The organism is Flavobacterium sp. IMCC34518, assembly GCF_027111095.2.
GTDB lineage: Bacteria > Bacteroidota > Bacteroidia > Flavobacteriales > Flavobacteriaceae > Flavobacterium > Flavobacterium praedii.
The window spans coordinates 1,520,770-1,543,435 of the sequence record NZ_CP114284.2 but is presented as its reverse complement, the minus strand read 5'-3'; the positions used below and the strand labels follow the sequence as shown (position 1 = coordinate 1,543,435).

The window sequence follows — 22,666 nt, the reverse complement described above, 5'->3', positions numbered from 1 at the left end:
ACTTTATCAAATTGCCTCGGTAAACCCCATAAATCATCAGCTCGTAAATAGTTGCGAGTTCATAATGATTGGAGAATAGTGCCTAAATGATGCTCTATTTTAACATTTGTAGATAATAGGCTCCACAATTGATTCTATTATAGATTCTATAATAGCAGCTTGATTTTCAATTTGACTTAACATGTTTGTTTCCATTTTGTTTGATTTATAAATTGATAATAGTAGTTTTTTAATTTATGTAAAAATTGCATTATAGAATTTTCTTCTGATTTGCTTTTTGGACTTTCCAAAATTGGTTCAAGAGTTGTTTTAGACGGTTTTCTTTTTTCTTTTTTTGGGATAATTTCAATATTGGATTCTAAATTCGGGATTTCTGGTTCTGCTGATATTGTTATTTTTTGGATTATCGGTTCTTCTGAAATCTCTGCTATAAGTTCATTTGGTTTCGCTTCGTTTAAATGGGTTAAAACCATTTCTGGTAAAAAAGCAAACATTGGTTTGTCGTTTTTTTCTGAGTTTAAGATTTTCTTTTTCATTTTGATTCATTTTAAAATTTAAAACGAAATTACTTTATGATCCAAGTGTCTTTGCTTCCTCCACCTTGAGAAGAGTTTACAACCAATGAACCTTCTGTTAGTGCGACTCGAGTAAGTCCTCCAGGTACTATTTCTACTCCATTGGGTCCACATAAAGCATAAGGTCTTAGATCAACATGGCGTAATTTCAATTGGCCATCTATTAAGCAGGGAACGGTGCTGAGTTGAATGATAGGTTGTGCGATAAAATTTCTGGGATTGGCAAGAATGGCTATTTTGCCATTTTCAAGTTCTTCTTGGGAAGCTTTGTTTCCCATAATCATTCCATAACCGCCGCTGCCATTGGTTTCTTTGATTACCATATTTTCCATATTTGCAAATACCAATTCTCTTTCTTCTTTGTTTTCCATTTGGTATGTTGGAACATTTTTAAGTATGGGTTCTTCGTTAAGGTAATATTTTATCATATCAGGAACGTAAGCATAGACCGCTTTGTCATCGGCAACTCCATTACCTACAGCATTGACTAATGCTACGTTGCCGTGGCGATAGGCGCTAATAAGTCCGGGTACGCCCAGTGTGCTTTCGGGTTTAAAAACCAATGGATCGAGATAATCATCATCTAAACGTCGGTAAATTACATCCACTTGATGCAGTCCCGAAGTGGTTTTCATATATACTTTGTTATTATTAACTACCAAATCTCTTCCTTCTACAAGCGGAATTCCCATTTGGCGGGCCAAAAAAGTATGCTCGTAGTATGCCGAATTGTAGACACCCGGTGTAAGTAAAACCACGTTAGGATTGGATATATTTCGGGGAGATAGCGATACTAGTATATTATGAAATATCATTGGATAGTTTCCTACCATGCTTACTTTGTTGGAGGTAAGCATGTCTGGAAAAATTCGTTTGGTAATTTCGCGATTCTCCAACATGTAACTCACACCGCTGGGACATCTCAAGTTGTCTTCAAGAACGTAAAATTCACCTTTTGCACCACGAATTAAATCAATTCCAGCAATATGTACATGAATGTTATGAGGTACTTTTATTCCGTGAACTTCCTGTATATAATGCGGACAAGAGGCTACTAATGAAGCAGGAATTATTCGATCTTTTATGATGTGCTGTCCATTATAGACATCTTCCAAAAATAGATTAAGGGCTTTTAGACGTTGTTTAATCCCCGTTTCTACTTCGCTCCATTCGGCTTTTGTTATGATTCTTGGAATGATATCAAAAGGGAATATTCTTTCTATCCCTTGATCATCATCACTATATACTGTAAATGTAATGCCCTGGTTCATGAACAAATCCGAAGCCTGAATTTGTTTGTCGTTTAGGTTTTCTGGATTTAATCTTTGTAAGGTTTGAAGAACTTGAGCATAGGAATCTCTCACGCCTTCATTGGAGAACATTTCATCCCATCCTTTTGGGTTTAGTTTTGGCATCACTTTCATCATATTTCTCAGTATTAAATAATTAATAAGTATGATTCAAAATGGCTTTTAGAGCTTAATTTTGAACTAAAATATTAAATTATTATCACCAAAAAATACAATGTTGTGATTATTTGGTAATTTATATGACTTTCTTTTTGAGGGAATCATTTTTTGTCAATTCTAATTTTTTTGATTGAATTTTTTTTTGATTTCGCATTTGGAAAATGGAATTTATTGACAACACCCTTGTTTAGTGATGGGTGTTATAAAGTTTATATCGAAAATTACTTGAAAATTTCAATTTGTTTTTCAATATTTAGTGTTTGTGCTTTGTTTTTATAGGGAGTCTGAGGAAATGACTCTCAATCTTATGCGTTTTTATGAAATTCAAGTCTCATATCAAAATTAGAAGTGAATCCAATATAGAAACGTTTTTGACTTGATCCGTTTTAGTTTTGCTGAATATAGAATGTAAACACAATTTATAGTTTTGGATTTTATGCAAAAAAAAAAGACCATCATTGCTGATAGTCTTTTTAATAATGCTCCCTCTCTTGGGCTCGAACCAAGGACCCTCTGATTAACAGTCAGATGCTCTAACCAACTGAGCTAAGAAGGAAAGTGTGATTCACTTTTGAAGCGGTGCAAAGATATAATTTTATTTGAATGTGGCAAACATTTTTTTTAAATTTTTAAAAACCTTTTGAGGTGTTGGATTTGCTGTATTTTAAATAGAAAAAAGGGTGTTATTTTTAATAAATTATGTTTCTCATTAGCTTTTAATTTTTTTATTGATCGTAATGGAATCTTTCGTTTGGTTTCTTGTTGAACTCTTGATGCTTGTGTAGATTTTATGGGTGGTGTTTGTTCTAAATTGTTCTAAAATGTTTTATTTTTTATAGCTTAAGAAAAGGAGTTATTTATAGAAAGGAAAACTTTGCCTGATAATTAGTTTTACGGAATATAGAATGTAAACGCAATTCATAGATTTGGGTTTTATGCAAAAAAAAGACTATCATTTCTGATAGTCTTTCTGCTTATTGCTCCTCCCGATAACTATCGGGACTTGGGCTCGAACCAACCCCGATAGCTATCGGGGCTTTGATTAACAGGCCTTATTTGTATTTATCTTTAAGTTTTAAAATAATATCTGGATACTTTACTAGATTTTCGATATAAGTTTTGCTTTTCATTTTTTTGATGTGTTTTTCAATGCTGAGGCCTTGTGTTTTATTTGCGCAGGGAATTCTAAGGAATAATTCCCAATCTTCCGCTTTTGCAGTAAATTTATGCGATTCTGCATTTTTATGAAAATCAAGCCTCGTGTCAAAATCAGATGTAAATCCAATATAGAAGCGGTTTAGTTTTGCGGAATATAGAATGTAAACGCAATTCATAGATTTGGGTTTTATGCAAAAAAAAAGACTATCATTTCTGATAGTCTTTTTGCTTATTGCTCCTCCCGATAGCTATCGGGGCTCTGATTAACAGGCCTTATTTGTATTTATCTTTAAGTTTTAAATAATATCTGGATACTTTACTAGATTTTCGATATAAGTTTTGCTTTTCATTTTTTTGATGTGTTTTTCAATGCTCAGGCCTTGTGTTTTATTTGCGCAGGGAATTCTAAGGAATAATTCCCAATCTTCCGCTTTTGCAGTAAATTTATGCGATTCTGCATTTTTATGAAATTCAAGCCTCGTGTCAAAATCAGATGTAAATCCAATATAGAAGCGGTTTAGTTTTGCGGAATATAGAATGTAAACGCAATTCATAGATTTGGGTTTTATGCAAAAAAAAAGCCTCACATTTCTGTAAGGCTTTCTGCTTATTGCTCCCTCTCTTGGGCTCGAACCAAGGACCCTCTGATTAACAGTCAGATGCTCTAACCAACTGAGCTAAGAAGGAAAGTGTGTTCACTTTTAAAGCGGTGCAAATATATGACTTTATTTAAATGTAGCAAATAAAAAAGGCAAAAAAAACATTCTTTTTTACTTGCCCACAATAGCTTTGTAGATGTCATTTCCATTGGCAAAAAGCAACAGACTGATAAGTAATACGAAACCAACCATTTGAGCATTCTCTAAGAATTTATCGCTTGGTTTTTTACCGCTTACAATTTCAAATAATAAAAACATTACGTGACCACCATCAAGTGCTGGAATAGGCAATAAGTTCATTACACCAAGCATAATCGATAAAATCGCTGTGATGCTCCAGAAAGTTTCCCAACTCCAATAACTTGGAAAAATATCAAATATTGCTTTAAAACCACCTACTTGTTTGTAGGCTTTGGTTTCAGGATTGAAAATCATTTTTAATTGTTTTCCATAACCTACTAATTGATCTTTCCCTTTTTGAATGCCAAAAGGAATCGATTCCATAAAACTGTATTTTTGATGTGTAATGGTATAATAGCCAAGTTTTTCTAAAGAGTCAAGACCTAAACCACCAAGTTGTACTCCTAGTTTTCCTTCGCCATTTATTTTTACTTGAACAGGAACTTGTTTTTCTTCTCTTAGAACAATTGCAGTAACTGTTTTATTTTTGTTGTTTTCTAAAATTACTTTGGCTTGATCAATATACTTAGTGGTTTGACCATTTAATTTCAAAAGAATGTCTTTTGCTTTAAGCTCTTTGTTTAAAGATTCATCAGGAATGTTTCCAATAACAAATGGGCTTCTGATAGTTAGTAAAGAAGATTTTTCAAATTTAGACAGTTGATCTATAAAATCATTTGGCATTTTTATCGTTTGTAGTGCGCCATTTCGTTCAACAACTACTTCTTTTGCCATAACCACTTTTGAGTTCATCTCCTTGTCAAAGCGTACTATTTTTTCACCATCAACAGCGATTATTTTATCACCAGTTTTAAAACCAGCATTAATCATCGCTTGGTTTTCTATCAAAACACCATCTTTCAAATCTGAATTAGCAATATAGGAATCCCCATATACAAAAGCCATACCAATATATATGATGAAAGCTAGTATAAAGTTGACCGTTACACCACCCAACATAATAATCAAACGTTGCCAAGCCGGTTTGGATCTAAACTCCCAAGGTTGCGCAGGTAATGCCATTTGCTCCTTGTCCATACTTTCATCAATCATTCCGGATATTTTTACATAACCACCAAGAGGCAACCAGCCAATACCATATTCGGTTTCACCAATTTTCTTTTTTAGAAGGGAATATTTTACGTCAAAAAATAAATAAAATTTCTCGACTCTGGTTTTGAATAATTTTGCAGGAATGAAATGTCCTAATTCGTGAAGTATAATAAGTAATGATAAGCTCAATAAAAATTGAGAAAGCTTGATAACTATTTCCATTTTTTAATTTTCGGTTCTTTAATGACTGACAAAAGTACTATTTTCTATTTTATTATTTACGGTATATTTTTGGGTATCGTTTTAAATGTTTGTTAATTAATTCATTTTTCATTTTTATTTTCGTGTTAGTACGATAACTTTACTAGATATAAATCTAGTTTTAATTCAAAATGGTTAAAACATTAATATACTTATATATATGTCTTCACAATTATTTTCTCGTCTACAAATAAAAAGTATTGTTTTCAAAAATAGAATCACAATTTCCCCTATGTGTCAATATTCTGCACAAGATGGTTTTGCAAATGATTGGCATTTGGTACATCTTGGAAGCCGCGCTGCAGGTGGTGCTGGTTTAATCATTCAGGAAGCTACTGCTGTTTCTCCCGAGGGAAGAATTTCTCCAGGCGATTTAGGGTTGTGGAGTGATGACCACATCAAGAAATTACAGGCTATCACCAAATTTATCATTAGTCAGAATTCGGTTCCCGGAATACAATTGGCTCATGCGGGTAGGAAAGCCAGTGTCTCGTCTCCGTGGTACGGCAATAAAAAATTGACTCAAAATCAAGGCGGATGGGAAACGGTTGCGCCAAGTGCGATTGGGTATCATGACAATGAGCAGGCTCCTGTAGCCTTGGATAAAATTGGAATTCAGAAAGTTATTGCTGATTTTAAATTAGCTACACGAAGAGCGGAGCAAGCAGGGTATCAAGTTCTTGAAATTCATGCTGCCCACGGATATTTATTGCATCAATTTTTATCTCCTTTGTCTAATACACGTACCGATGAATATGGTGGCTCTTTTGAAAACCGTATTCGGTTGCTTCTGGAAGTATTGCAAGCCGTACAGTCTGAATGGTCAAAAGTATTTCCTTTGATGGTTAGAATCTCAGCTACAGATTGGGCTGATGAAGGTTGGAATGCTGAAGAATCAGTTCAACTTTCTAAAATTCTAAAAGAAAAAGGTGTTGATTTAATTGATGTTTCTTCAGGCGGATTGGTATCGCATCAACAAATTCCTTTGGCGCCTAATTATCAGGTACATTTTGCCGAAAAAATCAAAAAAGAAACAGGGGTTTTGACTGGAGCGGTTGGTTTAATAACCACTTCTCAACAAGCCGAAGCTATTGTGGCGAGCGGGAAGGCTGATCTTGTTTTCTTTGCCAGAGAATCGCTTAGAAATCCAAATTTGGGATTGACTTTTGCGCAAGAATTAGGTGTTGATGTTCAATGGCCAAAACAATACGATAGAGCCAAAACGAGATAAATTATTTTCTATTCAATTTTCCTGCAAGGTCTTTTTTGACCTTGTAGGTGCTAAATTAATTATACCTACAAGGTTTTTGGAAACCTCGCAGGATTGTAAAATACCATAAAAAATATGCAAAAAATAAAAGCTGCATTACTGTCTTATGGGATGTCTGGAAAAGTTTTTCACGCTCCTTTTTTGGAATTTCATCCTGGATTTGAATTGGTTGGTTCTTGGGAAAGAAGCAAACATTTAATTCAATTGGATTATCCAAATGTAAAAAGCTATCCAACTCTTGCGACATTACTTCAGGACGATATAGATTTGGTCATTGTAAATACGCCGGTAGGAACTCATTTTGAATATGCTAAGCAGGTTTTGCTTGCTGGGAAACACGCTGTAGTAGAAAAAGCGTTTACGACGACGGTTGCTGAAGCTCAGGAATTGGTGAATTTGGCCAAAGAAAAAGGATTAAAACTTTCGGTTTTCCAAAATCGAAGATGGGACAGTGATTTTAAAACGGTACAAAAAGTGGTTACCGATAAAGTGTTGGGAGAATTGGTGGAAGCTGAGTTTCATTTTGATCGCTATAATCCGCTTTTGAGTCCGAAGGGGCATAAAGAAACGGTTAATTCTGGTGCCGGCATTCTAAAGGATTTAGGACCGCATATAATTGATCAGGCATTGTCCTTATTTGGATTCCCCCAAAGTGTTTTTGCGGATATTCGAATCACACGAGAGCATTCTTTGGTCGATGATTGGATAGATATTTTGTTTTATTATTCGGATTTTAGAGTGCGATTGAAAGCTGGTTTTTTTGTTCGTGAAGCAAACCCTGCGTATGTTATTCACGGTAAAAAAGGGTCTTTCCTGAAACCACGTGGTGATGTGCAAGAAGACGAATTAAAGCTCGGAAAGAAACCAAACCTTGATTCATGGGGGAAAGAAGTTTCTGGTAACGAAGGATTGTTGCATACGGAGATTGACGGGAAAATTATTAAAGATAAAATTCCAACACTGCAGGGAAATTATTATGACTTTTTTGATGGTGTTTATCATTCGATTGTGAATGATACCAAAGAACCAGTTACTGCTCAAGAAGGTTTGCAGGTAATGCAAATAATAGAAGCTGCTATTGAAAGTAATGCTCAAGGGAAAATTATTGGGTTGAAGGAATGATGTTTTTAATACTCAATATCTCGTTTTGCAGTTTGGGTGAGGGATAGCGCCAAGTTACCGAAGTAACGGCAATAGCCCGACCCCGTTGAGTAAAGGAGCGGAATAAGCGGTACTAAAAATTAGCTCCTTTGCTCAACGGGGGCACCCCCACACGAGCTTTTGCGAACTGACGAAGTAAATGATTTTTACTTTGGATAGAATTGGATTTATTTTCTAACAATAACGTTATAAATAATACTTACTGATGGGTTTGCGCCTTTGAAATGTTTCTTTTTGTATTTTTGATGACCACAATCCCAAAAACAAACATTTTGACAGATTTAGATCTTATTGGTAGTTCTCAGCCCAAAGGCAAATACAAGAAAATATATAAGGATGCAAAAGCCTCTTATTTATTTAGAATTCGTGGAGCAGTTTCTATGTTTTATTTTGCTATGGGATTGTGTTTCGCTACTTGGGCAAGTAGAATTCCAACTATCAAATCGGATCTGCATTTAAGTGATGGTCAATTAGGAACCATTCTGTTTGCTTTGCCTGTTGGTCAGTTATCGATGATGTATTTTTCTGGTAAATTAGTAACTCGTTTTGGTAGTCATCGTATTTTACTTTTTTCTATTTTGATGTATGCGATTAGTTTGACTAATTTGGGATTGGCACAAAATGCATGGCAACTTGCTCTTGGATTGTACTTTTTTGGAGTTTTTAGTAACCTAACGAACATTTCTGTAAACACACAGGGGGTTTATACCGAAGGACTTTTTAAAAGAACCATTATGTCTTCCTTTCATGGAATGTGGAGTATGGCTGGATTTACTGGTGCATTGGTAGGATTGGGAATGTTAGCATTAGGTCTTAGTACGTATTCTCATTTTCTTATTGTTGCTTTCATTGCTTTTTTGTTGATAGCATTCAACTTTAAATTCTTAATTAAAGCCAAAGAAACTATTAAAACAGAGAAGAAAAAGGGATTCCGAAAACCAGATACGACTTTAGTTTTACTTGGTATTATTGGATTTTGTAGTATGGCTAGCGAAGGAATCATGTTTGATTGGAGTGGCGTATTCTTTAAAGATATAGTCAAAGTTCCTGGAGCTTTAGTGATTTTAGGGTACACCTCTTTTATGATTATGATGGCCAGCGGTCGTTTTTTTGGAGACAAATTAATCAATAAATTTGGACGAAAAACGGTAATGCAAATTAGTGGAATTATGATTTCATCCGGTTTTTTTACAGCGGTTATATTTCCATATTTGATACCTTCAATGATTGCTTTTATGGTTATTGGTTTAGGGGTTTCAACAATAGTTCCTACTCTCTATAGTATTGCAGGGAAACATCCAACGATACCTACTGGTGAAGCTTTAACAGCTGTTTCTAGTGTAAGTTTTCTTGGTTTTCTAATGGGACCACCTATGATAGGATATATTGCAGAAGCTTCTAGTTTGCGTTATTCCTTTGCTTTTATTGGCATTTTTGGTGTTTTCATTGCATTTATGGTAAGCAGAATTAAGACAATTAATTAAAAAACAAAGAAAATAATTACTTTTTACATACAACTTAATAGTTTTTTACTTAAGTTTATCGCTTGAATTTCAATCGGATGTTATTTTTTTGATTGAAAATTCAAAATACCACATTTTTTCCAAAACTTTTTTTTCTTTTTGGTTCTACCACGAATTGTGTGGGGTTTTTAAATTTAAGATTAAATTTAAAACTCTAAGCCATTAAGGAATTAAGATTCATCAAGGTTACAATGGCTTAATGAATCTTAATTCCTTAATGGTTTATTATTTATCAAAATTTATTTTGATAAAAGTCTCTATTTGATAAAACCCACACAGTTGAGGTTAGAACCTACTTTTTTAAACGAATCTAATTCTTGGATGCGCCACTTGCTGTATCCAAATAAGTTTACAAAATAAGTATGGGTAAATCTTTGTTAGGAATGCTTTTTTTATTGAAAATTACTTTTGTGTTTTCACAAAAACCAACTGGAATTAAAGGGAAAATTATTGATGCTAAAACTCAAAAACCATTAGAAAATGTAGTGGTTACGATTGAAAATACGCAGTTGATGCAACTCACAACAACTGATGGTATTTTTAGTTTTTATGCAGTAGTCCCCGGAAATCAATTGTTGCTTTTGCACAGTCAAGGGTTTAAGGATATGATACTGCCAGTTGTTATTATCAAAGATGAAATGGTAGATTTGGGTACTATTCCATTAGAAGACAATCAAACATCAGAACAACAAACAGGAATAATTATACTTCTTGAAAGTGATTTGAGTGATGATAATAGTGGTTCCGAAAGCACTTCGGGGCTTTTACAATCTTCCAGAGATGCTTTTCAGCAAGCCGCAGCTTTCAATTGGGGACAGGCTCGCTTTAGAATTCGGGGGTTAGACAGTCAATTTGCAACGACCATGATTAATGGGGTTACAATGAACAAACTGTTTGACGGAAGACCACAATGGGGGGACTGGGGTGGGTTGAATAATGTGGTTCGGAATCAGGAATTTACTGTGGGTTCCTTTCCTTCGGATTATGCTTTTGGAGGGATTTTGGGAACACAAGAAATTAATACTAGAGCTTCGATTTATAAGCCAGGGACGATTCTTTCTTTTACAGGAACCAATACCAATTATTCTTGGCGAATGGTAGGTACTTATGCTTCTGGAATGAATAGCAAAGGGTGGGCATTTGTGGTTTCAGCAGGAACTCGCTGGGCCGAAGAAGGGTATTTTGAAGGAACCAATTATAAAGCTTTAGCGGGTTTTGTTAGTGTTGAAAAGAAAATAAGCGACCATCATTCATTAAATTTCTCAGGATTTTACACACCCAATTCACGAGCCAAAAATTCACCAAATACCGCTGAAGTCACAGAATTAACAAGCTACAACTACAACTCTTATTGGGGTTGGCATGAAGGAAAAAAGCGAAATGCCAGAATAAAAACTATCGAGGAACCCATCTTGATGCTGAATCATTTTTATGCAATTAATGAATTTACGACTCTAAATTCAAGTTTGACATATCAATTTGGAAAAATCATCAACAGCAATATTGATTACCAAAACAGTAATAGTCCGGATCCAACGTATTACAGAGAGATGCCGAGTTATTATAGTTCCCAGTATGCACCAGATAATGGTTCGTTTTCAGGAGAATTTACTCCAGATTATGTAAATGCGGGCAAAAGCAAGGAACAGTTTTTAGCCAATAATCAAATTGATTGGAAGGCCCTGTATTTTGCAAATCAAACTCCAATTATAGATGCAAACGGTCAAATAACAGGATATGCTCCCGCCAAAAGCAATTACGTTTTATATGAAGATCGTACAGATGACCAAACGACAACGGCTGCTTCGACTTTCAATTCGCAAATAAGTGACAATCTTTTCTTGACAGCCGGTGGTTTTTACAGCCATTTAAAATCACATAATTACCAACAATTAACGGACTTACTGGGAGGTTTGTATTTTGACGATTTAGATGTTTTTTATAATGGAAGTCAAGCGCAATCCGATTTGAATCATCCCGATAGACAGGTTGTGGAGGGAGATAAATATGGTTACAACTTTAATTACAATGCAAATACGTTAAACCTTTTTACCAACTTTAAATTCACCTATGACAAAGTTGATTTTTATTTGGCTCAAAATTTTATAAGCACCAATTATCAAAGAGAAGGCTTGTACCAAAACGGAATTTATTCAACCAATTCTTTCGGGAAAAGTGAGAAAGTTCAATTTGAGAATTTTGGATTTAAAGGTGGAATACTTTTCAAAATTTCTGGTAAACAACAATTGAATTTTAATGGAGCGTATCTTTCTAATGCACCAACTATCAGGAATACATTTCCAAATTCGAGATTGAACAATTCGGTTGTTTCTGGTTTAGAAAGTGAAAATATAAGCAGTTTGGATGCGAGTTATTTTTACAGGACTCCAAAATGGCAAACCCGTCTCACTCTTTTTTATGCCAAAATAAAGAACATCACTCAAACTTCGTTCTTTTATGCCGAGGGAATTTTTGATGATGGAGCAGGATATGCCAATACAGACGCTTTTGTGAGTCAGACTTTGAAACATTTGGATAAGAAAAATTTAGGTGTGGAATTCAGTTTTCAATACCAATTAAGCCCAACACTAATGGCAAATTTCTCGGCTGGATATGGTCAATATACAATTGACAGCAACCCGAATGTTACGATTACCAATGATGCTCAGGCAACTTCTGAAAATCCAAATCCGGTATTTGATTTTGGAACAGCATCATTAAAAAATTACCATCAGGCGGGAATGCCCCAGCAAGCTTTTGCATTAGGAATCGAATACAGAGATCCAAAATATTGGTGGATTGGTGCCAACTTCAATTATTTGGCTGACAGTTTTATAGATATTTCTCCTATTTCCAGAACGGCAACTTTTTATAAAAATCCAGCTAGTGGTTTTAATTTTCCAGAAGCCTCAGAAGAAAGAGCGAGGGAATTATTAAAACAAGAAGTATTTGATCCAACAACTTTGTTAAATATTTCAGGCGGAAAATCATGGAAAATAAAGGGAAAGAATATTGGACTTTTTGCTACAGTAAATAATGTTTTGGATCTAACGTATAAAACCGGAGGGTATGAGCAAGCTCGAAATGCCAATTTCAGACAATTCAATCAAGATGTTTCTAGTGGAACTCCCAATTTTGGAAACAAATATTTTTACGGTTATGGGAGAACGTATTTTGTAAACCTGTACATCAATTTATAAATTTTAAAATAAAAGAATATGAACTTAAAATTCTATACTGTTTTTTTAGGAATTACATTGACTTTTGGCAGTTGTGCTACAGAAGAATTTGATATACCAAAATTAACTTGCACCCAACCCGATTTGAAAGTAAACCGCACCGTTGAAGAAGTTCGAGCCGTTACAGGTTCCATTGTAACACAATATACGTACGATGATATTATTGAAGCGTATGTGATTTCGAGCGATGAGGCTGGAAATTTTTTTAAGACCATTTCGTTTCAAACTTTGGCTACAGCCGCAACCCCAGCAGTAGGTTTTAGTGTTCCTGTAGATGCTTCGTACACTTATATTGATTTTAGATTGGGTAATAAAGTCTATATCAAAATGAAAGATCAATATACGGATGTTAATTTTGGAGGGATGCGAATAGGAAGCATTTACGTCAATACGTACAATGAAGGAGGTGTGGGTAGAATTTCTCCAAATGATTATAAAAAAGTACTGAACGCTTCTTGCACAATGGTGAGTGAGGAACTTTTAGTGCGTCCTGTTTCTATTCCTGATTTGTTGCAGGATGCCAATATAAATACCTTGGTAGAATTGTCTGATGTGCAATTTACTTCTGATGCCATTGGACGCCATTATTACGAAGAATCGAACGATGTTGGTGGAGCGACCAACTGGAGTTTGACCGATAGATTGGGAAATCAAGTGTTATTTAGAACCAGTAGTTTTGCTGATTTTGCAGATAAAATTGTTCCCGACGGAAGTGGAAAAGTACGAGGCGTTTTGACCAAGTTTGGCTCGGATTATCAATTGTTGGCACGATTTGAAAAAGATGTTGAGTTTACAGGAACGGCTGTAGTTCCGTTCTTTGCAGAAAATTTCCAAAGTGTGGAAACCAATACCAAACTCAATCTTTCAGGTTGGACAAATTTGGTGCAAAAAGGAACGAAATATTGGTTGGGAACCGTGTATGCAGGCAATGGTTATGCCGAATTCAATACTACAGGAACCAAAGTAGTATCCAATATTGCATGGCTGATTTCTCCAAAAATTGATATGGATTTGCATACCAAAGAAGTACTCACTTTTAGATCGGCGCAACATCACTTAGATGTGGATTCGTCATTAAATTCACTCGAAGTTTATGTTTCCCAAAATTTTGATGGTTTGAATATTGACAAAGCCACTTGGATTTCGCTAAAAGTTGTATTGCCTAAACAAGCTACGCCTTGGTATCAGTTTGTGGGTTCGGGAGGAGTTGATTTGTCATCGTATACTGGAAAAATAAACATTGCTTTCAAGTACACAGGCTCAGGAAAAAACCTTGCTTTGGATGGCGCTTTTCAAATAGATGATGTTCAGATTTATGGAGATAAATAATATAAACTTTAAAATTTTAAACCATTAAGAAATTAAGGCTCATTAAGTTTTTAATCCTTAATGAAGCTTAATGTCTTAATGGTTCACTTTTTTTAATCCGTTCGGATTAGGAAAAAATTATTTCTTATTTTGAATGATGCTTATTGCGTAACCGCCTCCAGCTGCACTTAGTTGAGAAAGTTTAGAAGTATTGGTTACCTCTATTTTTCGAACGGTATAAGCCTGTGGATTTGTTTTGTAATTAGCGTCTTTCCCATCAGCATAAATCGTGGCTGTGTATTTTTTTCCTTTTTCTAAAAATGAAAAATTGATACTTGAAGTACGAGGTTCATAACCATTTACATTCCCAACAAACCAGTTGTTGGTTCCTTTTGCTTTTCGGGCTACGGTAATATATTGACCAGGCTCAGCTTCCAAATAATTGCTTTCGCTCCAATCTACAGCTACGTCTTTAATGAACTGAAATGCATCCGGAAATTTATTGTAGTGTTCAGGAAAATCGGCAGCCATTTGCAACGGGCTGTAAAGGGTTACATATAAAGCCAATTGATTGGCAATCGTGCTGTTTACGTGCGATTTATTGTTGGGACTAAATTTACTTAAATCCATTTCAAAAATACCGGGAGTATAATCCATTGGGCCACCAATTAATCGAGTAAAAGGCAATAATGTTACATGGTTTGGTTTGGATCCAGCAAAAGCTTGATATTCTGTTCCTCGAGCAGATTCGTTGCCAATTAGGTTTGGGTAAGTTCTGCAAATACCCGTTGGGCGAACTGCTTCATGGGCATTAACCATAATTTTATAATCAGCTGCTTTTTCTAAGGCATATTGATAATGGTTTATCATAAATTGATTGTAATGATTGTCTCCATTAGAGATGATGCTCCCTACATAACCACTTTTTACCGCATCGTATCCATTGTCTTTCATAAATTGGTACGCTTGATCCATATGACGTTCATAGTTACGAACCGATCCGGAGGTTTCATGGTGCATAATCATTTTCACACCTTTGGATTTTGCATATTCTTGTATGCCTTTCACGTCAAAATCGGGGTAAGGCGTTACAAAGTCAAAAACATAATCTTTAGAATGACCAAACCAATCTTCCCAACCTTCGTTCCAACCTTCAACCAATACAGCACCAAATCCATTAGCAGCAGCAAAATCAATGTATTTTTTCACATTGGCATTATTAGCACCATGTGTTCCGTTTGGTTTTGCTTTAGAATAATCAGTAACACCCAATTGTACCGAGGGAAATTCATCGGTGTACGACCAGGAACTTTTTCCGCTAATCATTTCCCACCAAACACCAACATATTTTATGGGTTTTATCCAAGAAGTATCTTCAATTTTGCAAGGGTCATTCAAGTTTAAAGTCATTTTGGAAGCCAGAATTTCTCGAGCATCATCACTCACGATAATGGTACGCCAAGGCGAATGCATTGGAGCTTGAATGTTCCCTTTATCTCCTTTTTCATCAGGAGTTAACCAAGATTCAAAAACCATATTTTTATCATCCAGATTCAAGTGCATACAGGAATAATTAATCAACGCCGCTTCATGTAAATTGATGTATATTCCATTTGCTGTTTTCAGCATTAGAGAAGTTTGAACGCCAGTTGGAGAAAAGGAGGTTTGCGATAAATTACTGGTTTTAGCTTTTTCAGTTAATCCTTTTATTTCAGATAATTTCGAAATGGTGTAATCGTATTCTTGGGTGTCATAATCTCCCGGAATCCAATATGCAGTATGGTCTCCCGTCATAGCAAATTGTGTTCTTTCTTCTTTTATAACAAAATATACCAAGTTTTTTTGGGTTGGAAATTCATATCGAAAGCCCAATCCATCATTAAACAATCGAAAACGGACGATGATTTGTCTATCTGTTTCTTTCTGGTTTAGCGTAACAGCCAGTTCGTTATATTGATTTCTAATATTTTCCACTTCTCCCCAAACGGGTTTCCAAGTCTCATCAAAAGTGGCAGTTTTGCTATCAATTATAGTAAAATCATTCAACAATGATTTTTTATCATTTTTAAGTTCAAGTCCTAATTTACTTGGTTTTATAACCGCTTTGTCTTTATAGTTTAAACTATAACTTGGAGTGCCGTCATTTTGTAATGTAAAGTCCATCGTGAATTTTCCATTAGGAGATTTCAACTGTTGGGAATTCGCAGACTGCAAAACCAAAAAGCAGAACAGCGCTGTATAAAGTAAATGTTTCATTTTAAAAAAATAATTAGAGGTTGATTTTTCGAATGGCTTTTACGAAAACGATTTATCAAGGTGCTAAAGTGAGATATCGTTTTCGTGAAAGTAAAAGTAGATGCTTTGTAGTTTAAAAAAATTTGTCACTTTAAAAAAGTAGATTGTGATTTTTAAAAATAACTTAAAAATACTAAAAATCAATACTTTAAAATTATTTTGATTTAAAAAAAAGTGGTAATGAAGTAAAAATATATTTTAAATTAGGATAAATTTAAATCCAATAAATTCTTAGATGAAGCGTTTTATTTATTGCTTGTTCCAATTCGCATTACTTTTTCTTCAAATTCTTCTCTTGGCCCAGCCGATTTGTTTTTGAGTTGTGATCGGTAATTGTAAATGGTAGAAATGGAATAACGAAGAAAAACAGCAATTTTAGCGCTATCTTTTATCCCCAAACGAATGAGTGCAAAAATTCTCAACTCGGTATTGAGTTGTTCACCTTCCTTTAGTTGAATGGTTTCTTCTGAAATTAATAAAGTATTAAAATCACGAATAAAATTAGGGAAGAGTTGCAAAAAGGTTCGGTCAAAGTTGGTATAAAAGTCTTTCAGTTCATTTTCAATGTATTCTTTTGATTTTACTGCACTTACCAAATCTTTAATTTTTCCGGTAGTTGCCAATACATTTAGTTTTCGTTGGTATTCATCCAGTTTTCCTAAATAATCGGAACATTGATCCATATAGCGACCAATGTATATTTCCTTCAAAAAATTAGCTTCCGTCAAGGTGTTGTTCGAAAGATTTAATTTTTCATTAAATGTGTTTAGTTGATCGTTCAATTCTGAAAGTTTATTATTAGCGAAACTTAAATCTTTTTTTGCCGTTGACAATTTTTTCATTTGTTTGGATAATAAAAACAAGAGTGCAAGCAAAATAAGTACCAAAATGCCTGCACTAACTAGAAATAGAACCAATTGAAATCTGTTGGTTTCGTTTTGTTTCTGATAGGATTCGCTGATAATAGGCAACATCTTAGAAATCTCGTACGTTCTCAAGCGGGCATTACAAAAAACAGCATCGTCAAGAGAACGTTTTATATAGGTATAGGATCGCTCAATGTCACCCTCTTCATAAAGCAGGAACGCTAATGATCGTAACGAAATGTATTCTTTTTTGTCCAATTGCAAATCCGATAATGTCGAAATGCTAAGCCATTTTTTTTCCAGTTTTCTATCTTTTTTCTGCTTGTAGGCTTGTGAAATGATATAAGATATAATAGCCCGATTGGGGTCGTTTTGATGAATTTTTGAAAAAAAAGGAAGTAATAAATCTAGCGTTTCGTTCTGTTTGGCATGGTCTAAATACCAATCAGCCTTAGCGATAATGTATGGTACCGTATTTGTTGGGTAATAACCCACACAGGAATCTCGGTATTGTTTGGAAAGCAAAAGATATTTTTCTTTTTCTTGTTGCGAGGATGCATTATCGGCCATTTGTCCATAAATGACTCTAGTCATACCATAAAAAGAACCTTTTAAATTGGGCGTAGATGCAATATTTATGGCATTCAGTACATCAATTCCTTCTTTGTACATACCCAATGTTCCCATTATGGACACGAGATTCAATTTGGCCTGATTTAATTTTTCAGGTTCGTTTAGATTTTCCGCTATTTGAAAATTCTTTCTGGCATAAACCAAAGCAGAATCAGATTGATACGACTGGTAATCATTGTATAATTTTCTCGTTATATCATATTTTTGCTCTAGACTAGTAGTATGTTTTAAAAATGCTTTGAGCTGAGTAATCTTGTGTTCTTTCTTTTGGGTATAATACGTTTTGTTTTCTATGGTTTTGTCTATTTCAATCAATAATACATTTGAATTGTTTTGAGCAATTAAATGGAATGACATTAATAAAAAAATACAAAAGAATATAAAACGATTCATTGAGGGAAGATTTATTTCTTGTAAAAATAATTAAAAATTTAAATGCAAAAACCGTCTTGAATTTTTAAAATCAAGACGGTTTTACAATTTTTATGTACCAAAAGTTATTCTATTTCTGAAACTCTTAAGGTGTTTACCATTCCTTTGTCAGTAATCGGCATAGCGGCCAAGTTGATCAAGAAATCGCCTTTTTTTACATATCCTTTATCTTTAACAATATTGTTAACATCGGTTACAGTATCGTCAGTGCTTACAGATTTTTCATAATAGAATGATTTTACTCCCCATAATAGGTTAAGTTGAGTTAAAATTCTTTTATTAGATGTAAATACAAGAATATGTGCTGATGGTCTCCAAGCTGAAATTTGAAATGCAGTATATCCACTATTTGTTAATGTACAGATTGCCTTAGCTTTAATTACATTAGCCATAATCGCTGCATGCTGACAAACAGTTTTTGTTATAAAACGATTTGTTCTTACTTGTGGAGAATTTTGAGGTACTTGAATAAGCGGAGAATCTTCAACTGCTTCAATGATTTGAGTCATTTTTTGAATTACTTGAACTGGATAATTACCTGCTGCTGTTTCTCCAGAAAGCATTACTGCATCAGCTCCATCCATTACAGAGTTAGCTACGTCATTTACTTCAGCACGAGTAGGAGTCAAACTAGTGATCATTGTTTCCATCATTTGTGTGGCAACAATAACTGGAATTCTTGCAGTTTTTGCTCTTCGAATTAATTCTTTTTGAACTAATGGTACTTCATGTGCAGGAAGTTCAACTCCTAGATCCCCTCTAGCTACCATCAAAGCATCACAATAGGCAACAATTCTATCAATGTTTTCTAATGCTTCTGGCATTTCGATTTTTGCAATAATAGGAATTTTATGTTCAGAGTGTACAGCAATTAGGTCTTGTAAATCTTGTAAATCTCTTGGAGTTTTTACAAAAGAAAGAGCAATCCAATCTAATTTTTGTTCAATAGCAAATTTTGCATCAGCTACATCTTTCTCTGTCATTGCAGGCAAAGAAATTTTTGTATTTGGTAAATTAACTCCTTTCTTAGATTTTAATTCTCCTCCTTGGATAACACGTGCTATTACCTCTGTTTTTTTATCTGTCTCAACGATTTCGAAAATTAATTTTCCATCATCAAGTAATATTCTTTCGCCAGGATTTACGTCATTAGGAAAGTTTTTATATTTCATAAAAACTTTCTTAGATGTACCAAGAATGTCTTCTGCAGTGGTGAAAGTGATAAGATCTCCATCATTTACAACTACTCCGTCTTCCATTACTCCAACTCGAAGTTTTGGCCCTTGTAAATCTCCAAGAATTCCTGTAGTGTATCCAAATTCTTCGTTTATTCCACGAATAATGTTTATTTTATTTTTTACATCTTCATAATCAGCATGTGAAAAATTTACTCTAAATACATTTACACCTGCCTCAATCATGTCTTTTATGATTTCTCGTGTACTACATGCAGGCCCAAGTGTGGCTACAATTTTGGTTTTTTTGTTTGTAAGCATTTGTATTAAAAAATTAAATTGTTTTTAGATTTTATTTTATTAGTATCGACTATATATATTGTCGATATGTTTTCTATTGAATTCAATGTATTTTGTATTTTCAAAAGATTCAAACTCTCATCGGTGTTTTCTATTTTTAAAAAGTAATCTACTTTTTTAAATTCTGGAAGCATAAATACTTTTGTAGCAACTTCTATATTAACATTCGAAAATAAACTTTGGTTTTCTTCATTTTGTTGTTGAATGACTTCGTTTTTATTCTGTATCAAATCCCATGTGATTTCTTTCTTTTTTTCATAATAATGAAATCTAGAAAAATGAGCTTCTCCTTCTTTAACAGCAATCTGAATATCTTTTATAGATTTATTCAGATTTACATGAAGCCCTTGATTAATAAAATAAGCCAATCTGTAATCCTCTAATGTGGTGTGAATAGCAATTAAACTATAATCTATTTCGTCAAATTCGCCAAAATCTAGTTTATGAATTGCCATTTCATTAAAAAATAAGATGTAAAGATACTATTTCTAATTTAGCAAAAGGATGCTTGATGGCTAGGATTTTGATATTTTATTAACGAAAACGATGTAGTATTGATAATAGAATAGTTATTTTCTGTCAATTTTCTCTTGAAATGCAAAGTAAGCTCGTTGGGATGCTTTTTCTTCTGCTTTCTTTTTTGAAGTAGCTCTAGCTTTAGCAATGACTTTATCATCAATACTTAGTTTTACTCCAAACAACCGTTGCCCATCTATAGCATTGTCTTCAAAAATATCATAGTGAAACAGTTTTTTTTCTTTTTGACACCATTCTATTACGAGGCTTTTATAGCTGATTACTTTTCCTTCAAGACGAGCAATATCTACATATGGAATGATAACTCTCTTCTGAATGAATTTTTCGCAATATTCATATCCCCTGTCCAAATAGATAGCACCAATTAAAGATTCAAATATGTTACCATGGATGTTTTCGCCAAAATGTTGTACAGGGACTTTACTTTCAACAAATTTTATCAAGTTCAAATCTTTTCCCAATTCATTTAAATGTTCTCTGCTGACAATTTTAGAACGCATCTTAGTCAAATATCCTTCATCTCCTAAAGGTGCTTCATTGAATAAATAAGCCGCAATTACTGCACTTAACATGGCGTCACCTAAAAACTCAAGTCTTTCATAATTAATTGGATTTCCTTTTAAATCAAGGCGATTTGAGGAACGATGAGTGAATGCTTTTTTATAACATTCTAAGTTAACGGGATTGAAACCTAGAATGGGTTGAATAGCATCAAAAAAAATCCCGTCTTCAAGAGAACGGGATTTTGAGAATATTTTTCTAACTATACGCATTTATGATTTGTAATCTAATTTTTTAACTAATACGCATGCATTATGTCCGCCAAAACCAAAGGTATTACTCATTACCACATTCATCTCTCTTTTTTGAGCTACATTAAATGTAAAGTTTAATTTAGTGTCAATGTTTTTATCATCTGTAAAATGATTAATAGTTGGAGGGACGATACCATGCTTTAATGATAATATGGATGAAATGGTTTCTATAGCTCCAGCAGCACCTAGTAAATGCCCTGTCATTGATTTTGTGGAATTCAAATTCATGGTATAAGCATGTTCTCCAAATACATGTTGAATCGCTTTTGATTCTGCTAAATCTCCTAATGGAGTTGAAGTTCCGTGCATGTTTACACCATCAACATCGGTTGGTTGCAAACCAGAATCTCTTAAGCAGTTTAGCATTACATTTTTGGCGCCCAATCCTTCTGGATGTGGAGCAGTTATATGGTATGCATCTGCAGACATACCGCCACCACCAATTTCGCAATAAATTTTTGCGCCACGGGCTACAGCGTGTTCGTATTCTTCCAAAATTAATGCTCCAGCACCTTCTCCAAGTACAAAACCATCTCTGTCTTTGTCCATTGGTCTAGAAGCAGTTTTTGGATCATCATTTCTTGTAGATAAGGCATGCATTGCATTAAAACCTCCCATACCAGCAATTGTTACTGCGGCTTCTGAACCTCCAGTTACCATAATATCGGCATGACCCAAACGAATATAGTTGAAGGCGTCAATAATAGCATTTGTTGATGAAGCGCAAGCTGAAACGGTTGCAAAGTTAGGGCCTCTAAATCCATATTTTATAGAAATATGCCCACAAGCAATATCCGAAATCATTTTAGGTATAAAGAAAGGATTGAATTTTGGAGTTCCATCACCTGCAGCAAAATTTAGGACTTCAATTTGAAAAGTTTCTAATCCGCCAATTCCAGATCCCCAAATTACTCCAGCACGATCTTTGTCTATAGTGTCTAGATTAAAATTTGCATCTTTCATAGCTTCTTCAGATGAAACCATCGCATATTGCGCATATCGGTCCATTTTACGAGCTTCTTTGCGTTCTATAAAATCTTCAACATTGAAGTTTTTTAATTCGCAAGCAAAGTGAGTTCTGAATTTTGAAGCATCAAAGTAAGTTATCGGTGCAGCTCCACTGATACCGTTAATAAGTCCATTCCAATATTCTTCTATAGTATTTCCAATGGGAGTAAGAGCACCAAGGCCTGTTACAACAACTCTTCTTAAAACCATAACGTTTTTATTTTTGTTATCTTTTAACAAATAAAGCCCATGCTTTCTATACTAAAAAGAGTAACTAAAAGAGTCATGGGTATTATTATGTATGTAATTTGATTGAAATTCAATCGAAAAATTTTTTATTAAAATAAGAACACCCGATTCTTAAAATTTTAAATTTTTAGAAATCGGGTGTGTCATTATTATTTTTTAGCTTCCTCGATGTAAGAGATAGCTTGACCTACAGTAGCGATGTTTTCTGCTTGATCATCTGGAATTTGAATATCAAATTCTTTTTCGAATTCCATAATAAGCTCAACAGTGTCTAATGAGTCAGCTCCCAAATCATTAGTGAAGCTTGCTTCTGTTACAACTTCGTTTTCGTCAACACCTAATTTGTCTACGATAATCGCTTTTACTCTTGATGCAATGTCTGACATAATCTTTTAATTTTAGAATTTAATTTGTTGGCAAAAATAAAACAACTTTATTTT

17 protein-coding genes and 2 tRNA genes are annotated in these 22,666 nt (G+C 34.2%); 5 read left to right on the top strand and 14 right to left on the bottom strand.

Translation table 11 applies throughout. From position 1 onward, the window contains the following. Positions 1-176 precede the first annotated feature (176 nt). From OZP06_RS06815 to rseP, 7 genes are all read right to left on the bottom strand, one after another. Positions 177-536: a hypothetical protein gene (locus OZP06_RS06815; RefSeq protein WP_269224222.1), complete on the bottom strand. Its 360-nt coding sequence runs from the start codon at positions 534-536 to the stop codon at positions 177-179. Positions 537-565: 29 nt separating this feature from the next. Further along, the gene (locus OZP06_RS06810; RefSeq protein WP_269224221.1) at positions 566-2,002 is read right to left on the bottom strand and encodes a circularly permuted type 2 ATP-grasp protein; all 1,437 of its coding nucleotides are present in this window, start codon (positions 2,000-2,002) and stop codon (positions 566-568) included. Positions 2,003-2,526: 524 nt separating this feature from the next. Then, a tRNA-Asn gene (locus tag OZP06_RS06805) sits at positions 2,527-2,600 on the bottom strand. A 496-nt stretch (positions 2,601-3,096) separates the two neighbouring features. Then, positions 3,097-3,378 carry a GIY-YIG nuclease family protein gene (locus OZP06_RS06800; RefSeq protein WP_269224220.1) on the bottom strand — a complete coding sequence of 94 codons (282 nt, stop codon included), beginning with the start codon at positions 3,376-3,378 and terminating at the stop codon, positions 3,097-3,099. A 120-nt stretch (positions 3,379-3,498) separates the two neighbouring features. Continuing rightward, positions 3,499-3,756: a GIY-YIG nuclease family protein gene (locus OZP06_RS06795; RefSeq protein WP_269224219.1), complete on the bottom strand. Its 258-nt coding sequence runs from the start codon at positions 3,754-3,756 to the stop codon at positions 3,499-3,501. Between the two features lie 59 nt (positions 3,757-3,815). Next, positions 3,816-3,889, bottom strand: a tRNA-Asn gene (locus tag OZP06_RS06790). Between the two features lie 83 nt (positions 3,890-3,972). Beyond that, positions 3,973-5,316, bottom strand: coding sequence for an RIP metalloprotease RseP (gene rseP / locus OZP06_RS06785; protein WP_269224218.1), 1,344 nt, complete (start codon positions 5,314-5,316; stop codon positions 3,973-3,975). A 199-nt stretch (positions 5,317-5,515) separates the two neighbouring features. On the opposite strand from rseP, the gene OZP06_RS06780 reads away from it, so the two are divergent. The 5 genes from OZP06_RS06780 (at position 5,516) to OZP06_RS06760 (ending at position 13,877) form a co-directional block, all read left to right on the top strand. Next, positions 5,516-6,586 (top strand): NADH:flavin oxidoreductase/NADH oxidase, encoded by a 1,071-nt coding sequence (locus OZP06_RS06780; RefSeq protein ID WP_269224217.1) that lies wholly within the window; start codon positions 5,516-5,518, stop codon positions 6,584-6,586. 114 nt (positions 6,587-6,700) lie between these two features. Then, entirely contained in the window at positions 6,701-7,747 is a 1,047-nt protein-coding gene (locus tag OZP06_RS06775) for a Gfo/Idh/MocA family oxidoreductase (RefSeq protein WP_281324399.1), read from the top strand. 308 nt (positions 7,748-8,055) lie between these two features. Then, complete coding sequence (locus tag OZP06_RS06770; RefSeq protein WP_269224564.1) at positions 8,056-9,270, top strand: MFS transporter; 1,215 nt, start codon at positions 8,056-8,058, stop codon at positions 9,268-9,270. A 401-nt stretch (positions 9,271-9,671) separates the two neighbouring features. Next, positions 9,672-12,509: a carboxypeptidase-like regulatory domain-containing protein gene (locus OZP06_RS06765; protein ID WP_269224216.1), complete on the top strand. Its 2,838-nt coding sequence runs from the start codon at positions 9,672-9,674 to the stop codon at positions 12,507-12,509. An 18-nt stretch (positions 12,510-12,527) separates the two neighbouring features. Continuing rightward, positions 12,528-13,877, top strand: a complete 1,350-nt coding sequence (locus tag OZP06_RS06760; protein WP_281324398.1) for a DUF5689 domain-containing protein — start codon at positions 12,528-12,530, stop codon at positions 13,875-13,877. Positions 13,878-13,994: 117 nt separating this feature from the next. Here the strand turns inward: OZP06_RS06760 and OZP06_RS06755 are convergent, their stop codons facing one another. The 7 genes from OZP06_RS06755 to OZP06_RS06725 form a co-directional block, all read right to left on the bottom strand. Then, positions 13,995-16,112 (bottom strand): glycoside hydrolase family 97 protein, encoded by a 2,118-nt coding sequence (locus OZP06_RS06755; protein WP_281324397.1) that lies wholly within the window; start codon positions 16,110-16,112, stop codon positions 13,995-13,997. A 284-nt stretch (positions 16,113-16,396) separates the two neighbouring features. Further along, positions 16,397-18,007: a DUF6377 domain-containing protein gene (locus tag OZP06_RS06750; protein ID WP_281324396.1), complete on the bottom strand. Its 1,611-nt coding sequence runs from the start codon at positions 18,005-18,007 to the stop codon at positions 16,397-16,399. A 140-nt stretch (positions 18,008-18,147) separates the two neighbouring features. Next, the gene (gene pyk, locus OZP06_RS06745; protein WP_269224211.1) at positions 18,148-19,578 is read right to left on the bottom strand and encodes a pyruvate kinase; all 1,431 of its coding nucleotides are present in this window, start codon (positions 19,576-19,578) and stop codon (positions 18,148-18,150) included. A 5-nt stretch (positions 19,579-19,583) separates the two neighbouring features. Continuing rightward, positions 19,584-20,072: an IPExxxVDY family protein gene (locus OZP06_RS06740; RefSeq protein ID WP_281238539.1), complete on the bottom strand. Its 489-nt coding sequence runs from the start codon at positions 20,070-20,072 to the stop codon at positions 19,584-19,586. Between the two features lie 114 nt (positions 20,073-20,186). Next, positions 20,187-20,927, bottom strand: a complete 741-nt coding sequence (rnc, locus tag OZP06_RS06735; RefSeq protein WP_281324395.1) for a ribonuclease III — start codon at positions 20,925-20,927, stop codon at positions 20,187-20,189. Continuing rightward, entirely contained in the window at positions 20,928-22,187 is a 1,260-nt protein-coding gene (gene fabF / locus OZP06_RS06730; protein WP_269224210.1) for a beta-ketoacyl-ACP synthase II, read from the bottom strand. 188 nt (positions 22,188-22,375) lie between these two features. Next, the gene (locus OZP06_RS06725; RefSeq protein ID WP_007137004.1) at positions 22,376-22,612 is read right to left on the bottom strand and encodes an acyl carrier protein; all 237 of its coding nucleotides are present in this window, start codon (positions 22,610-22,612) and stop codon (positions 22,376-22,378) included. Between the last annotated feature and the right edge of the window lie 54 nt (positions 22,613-22,666).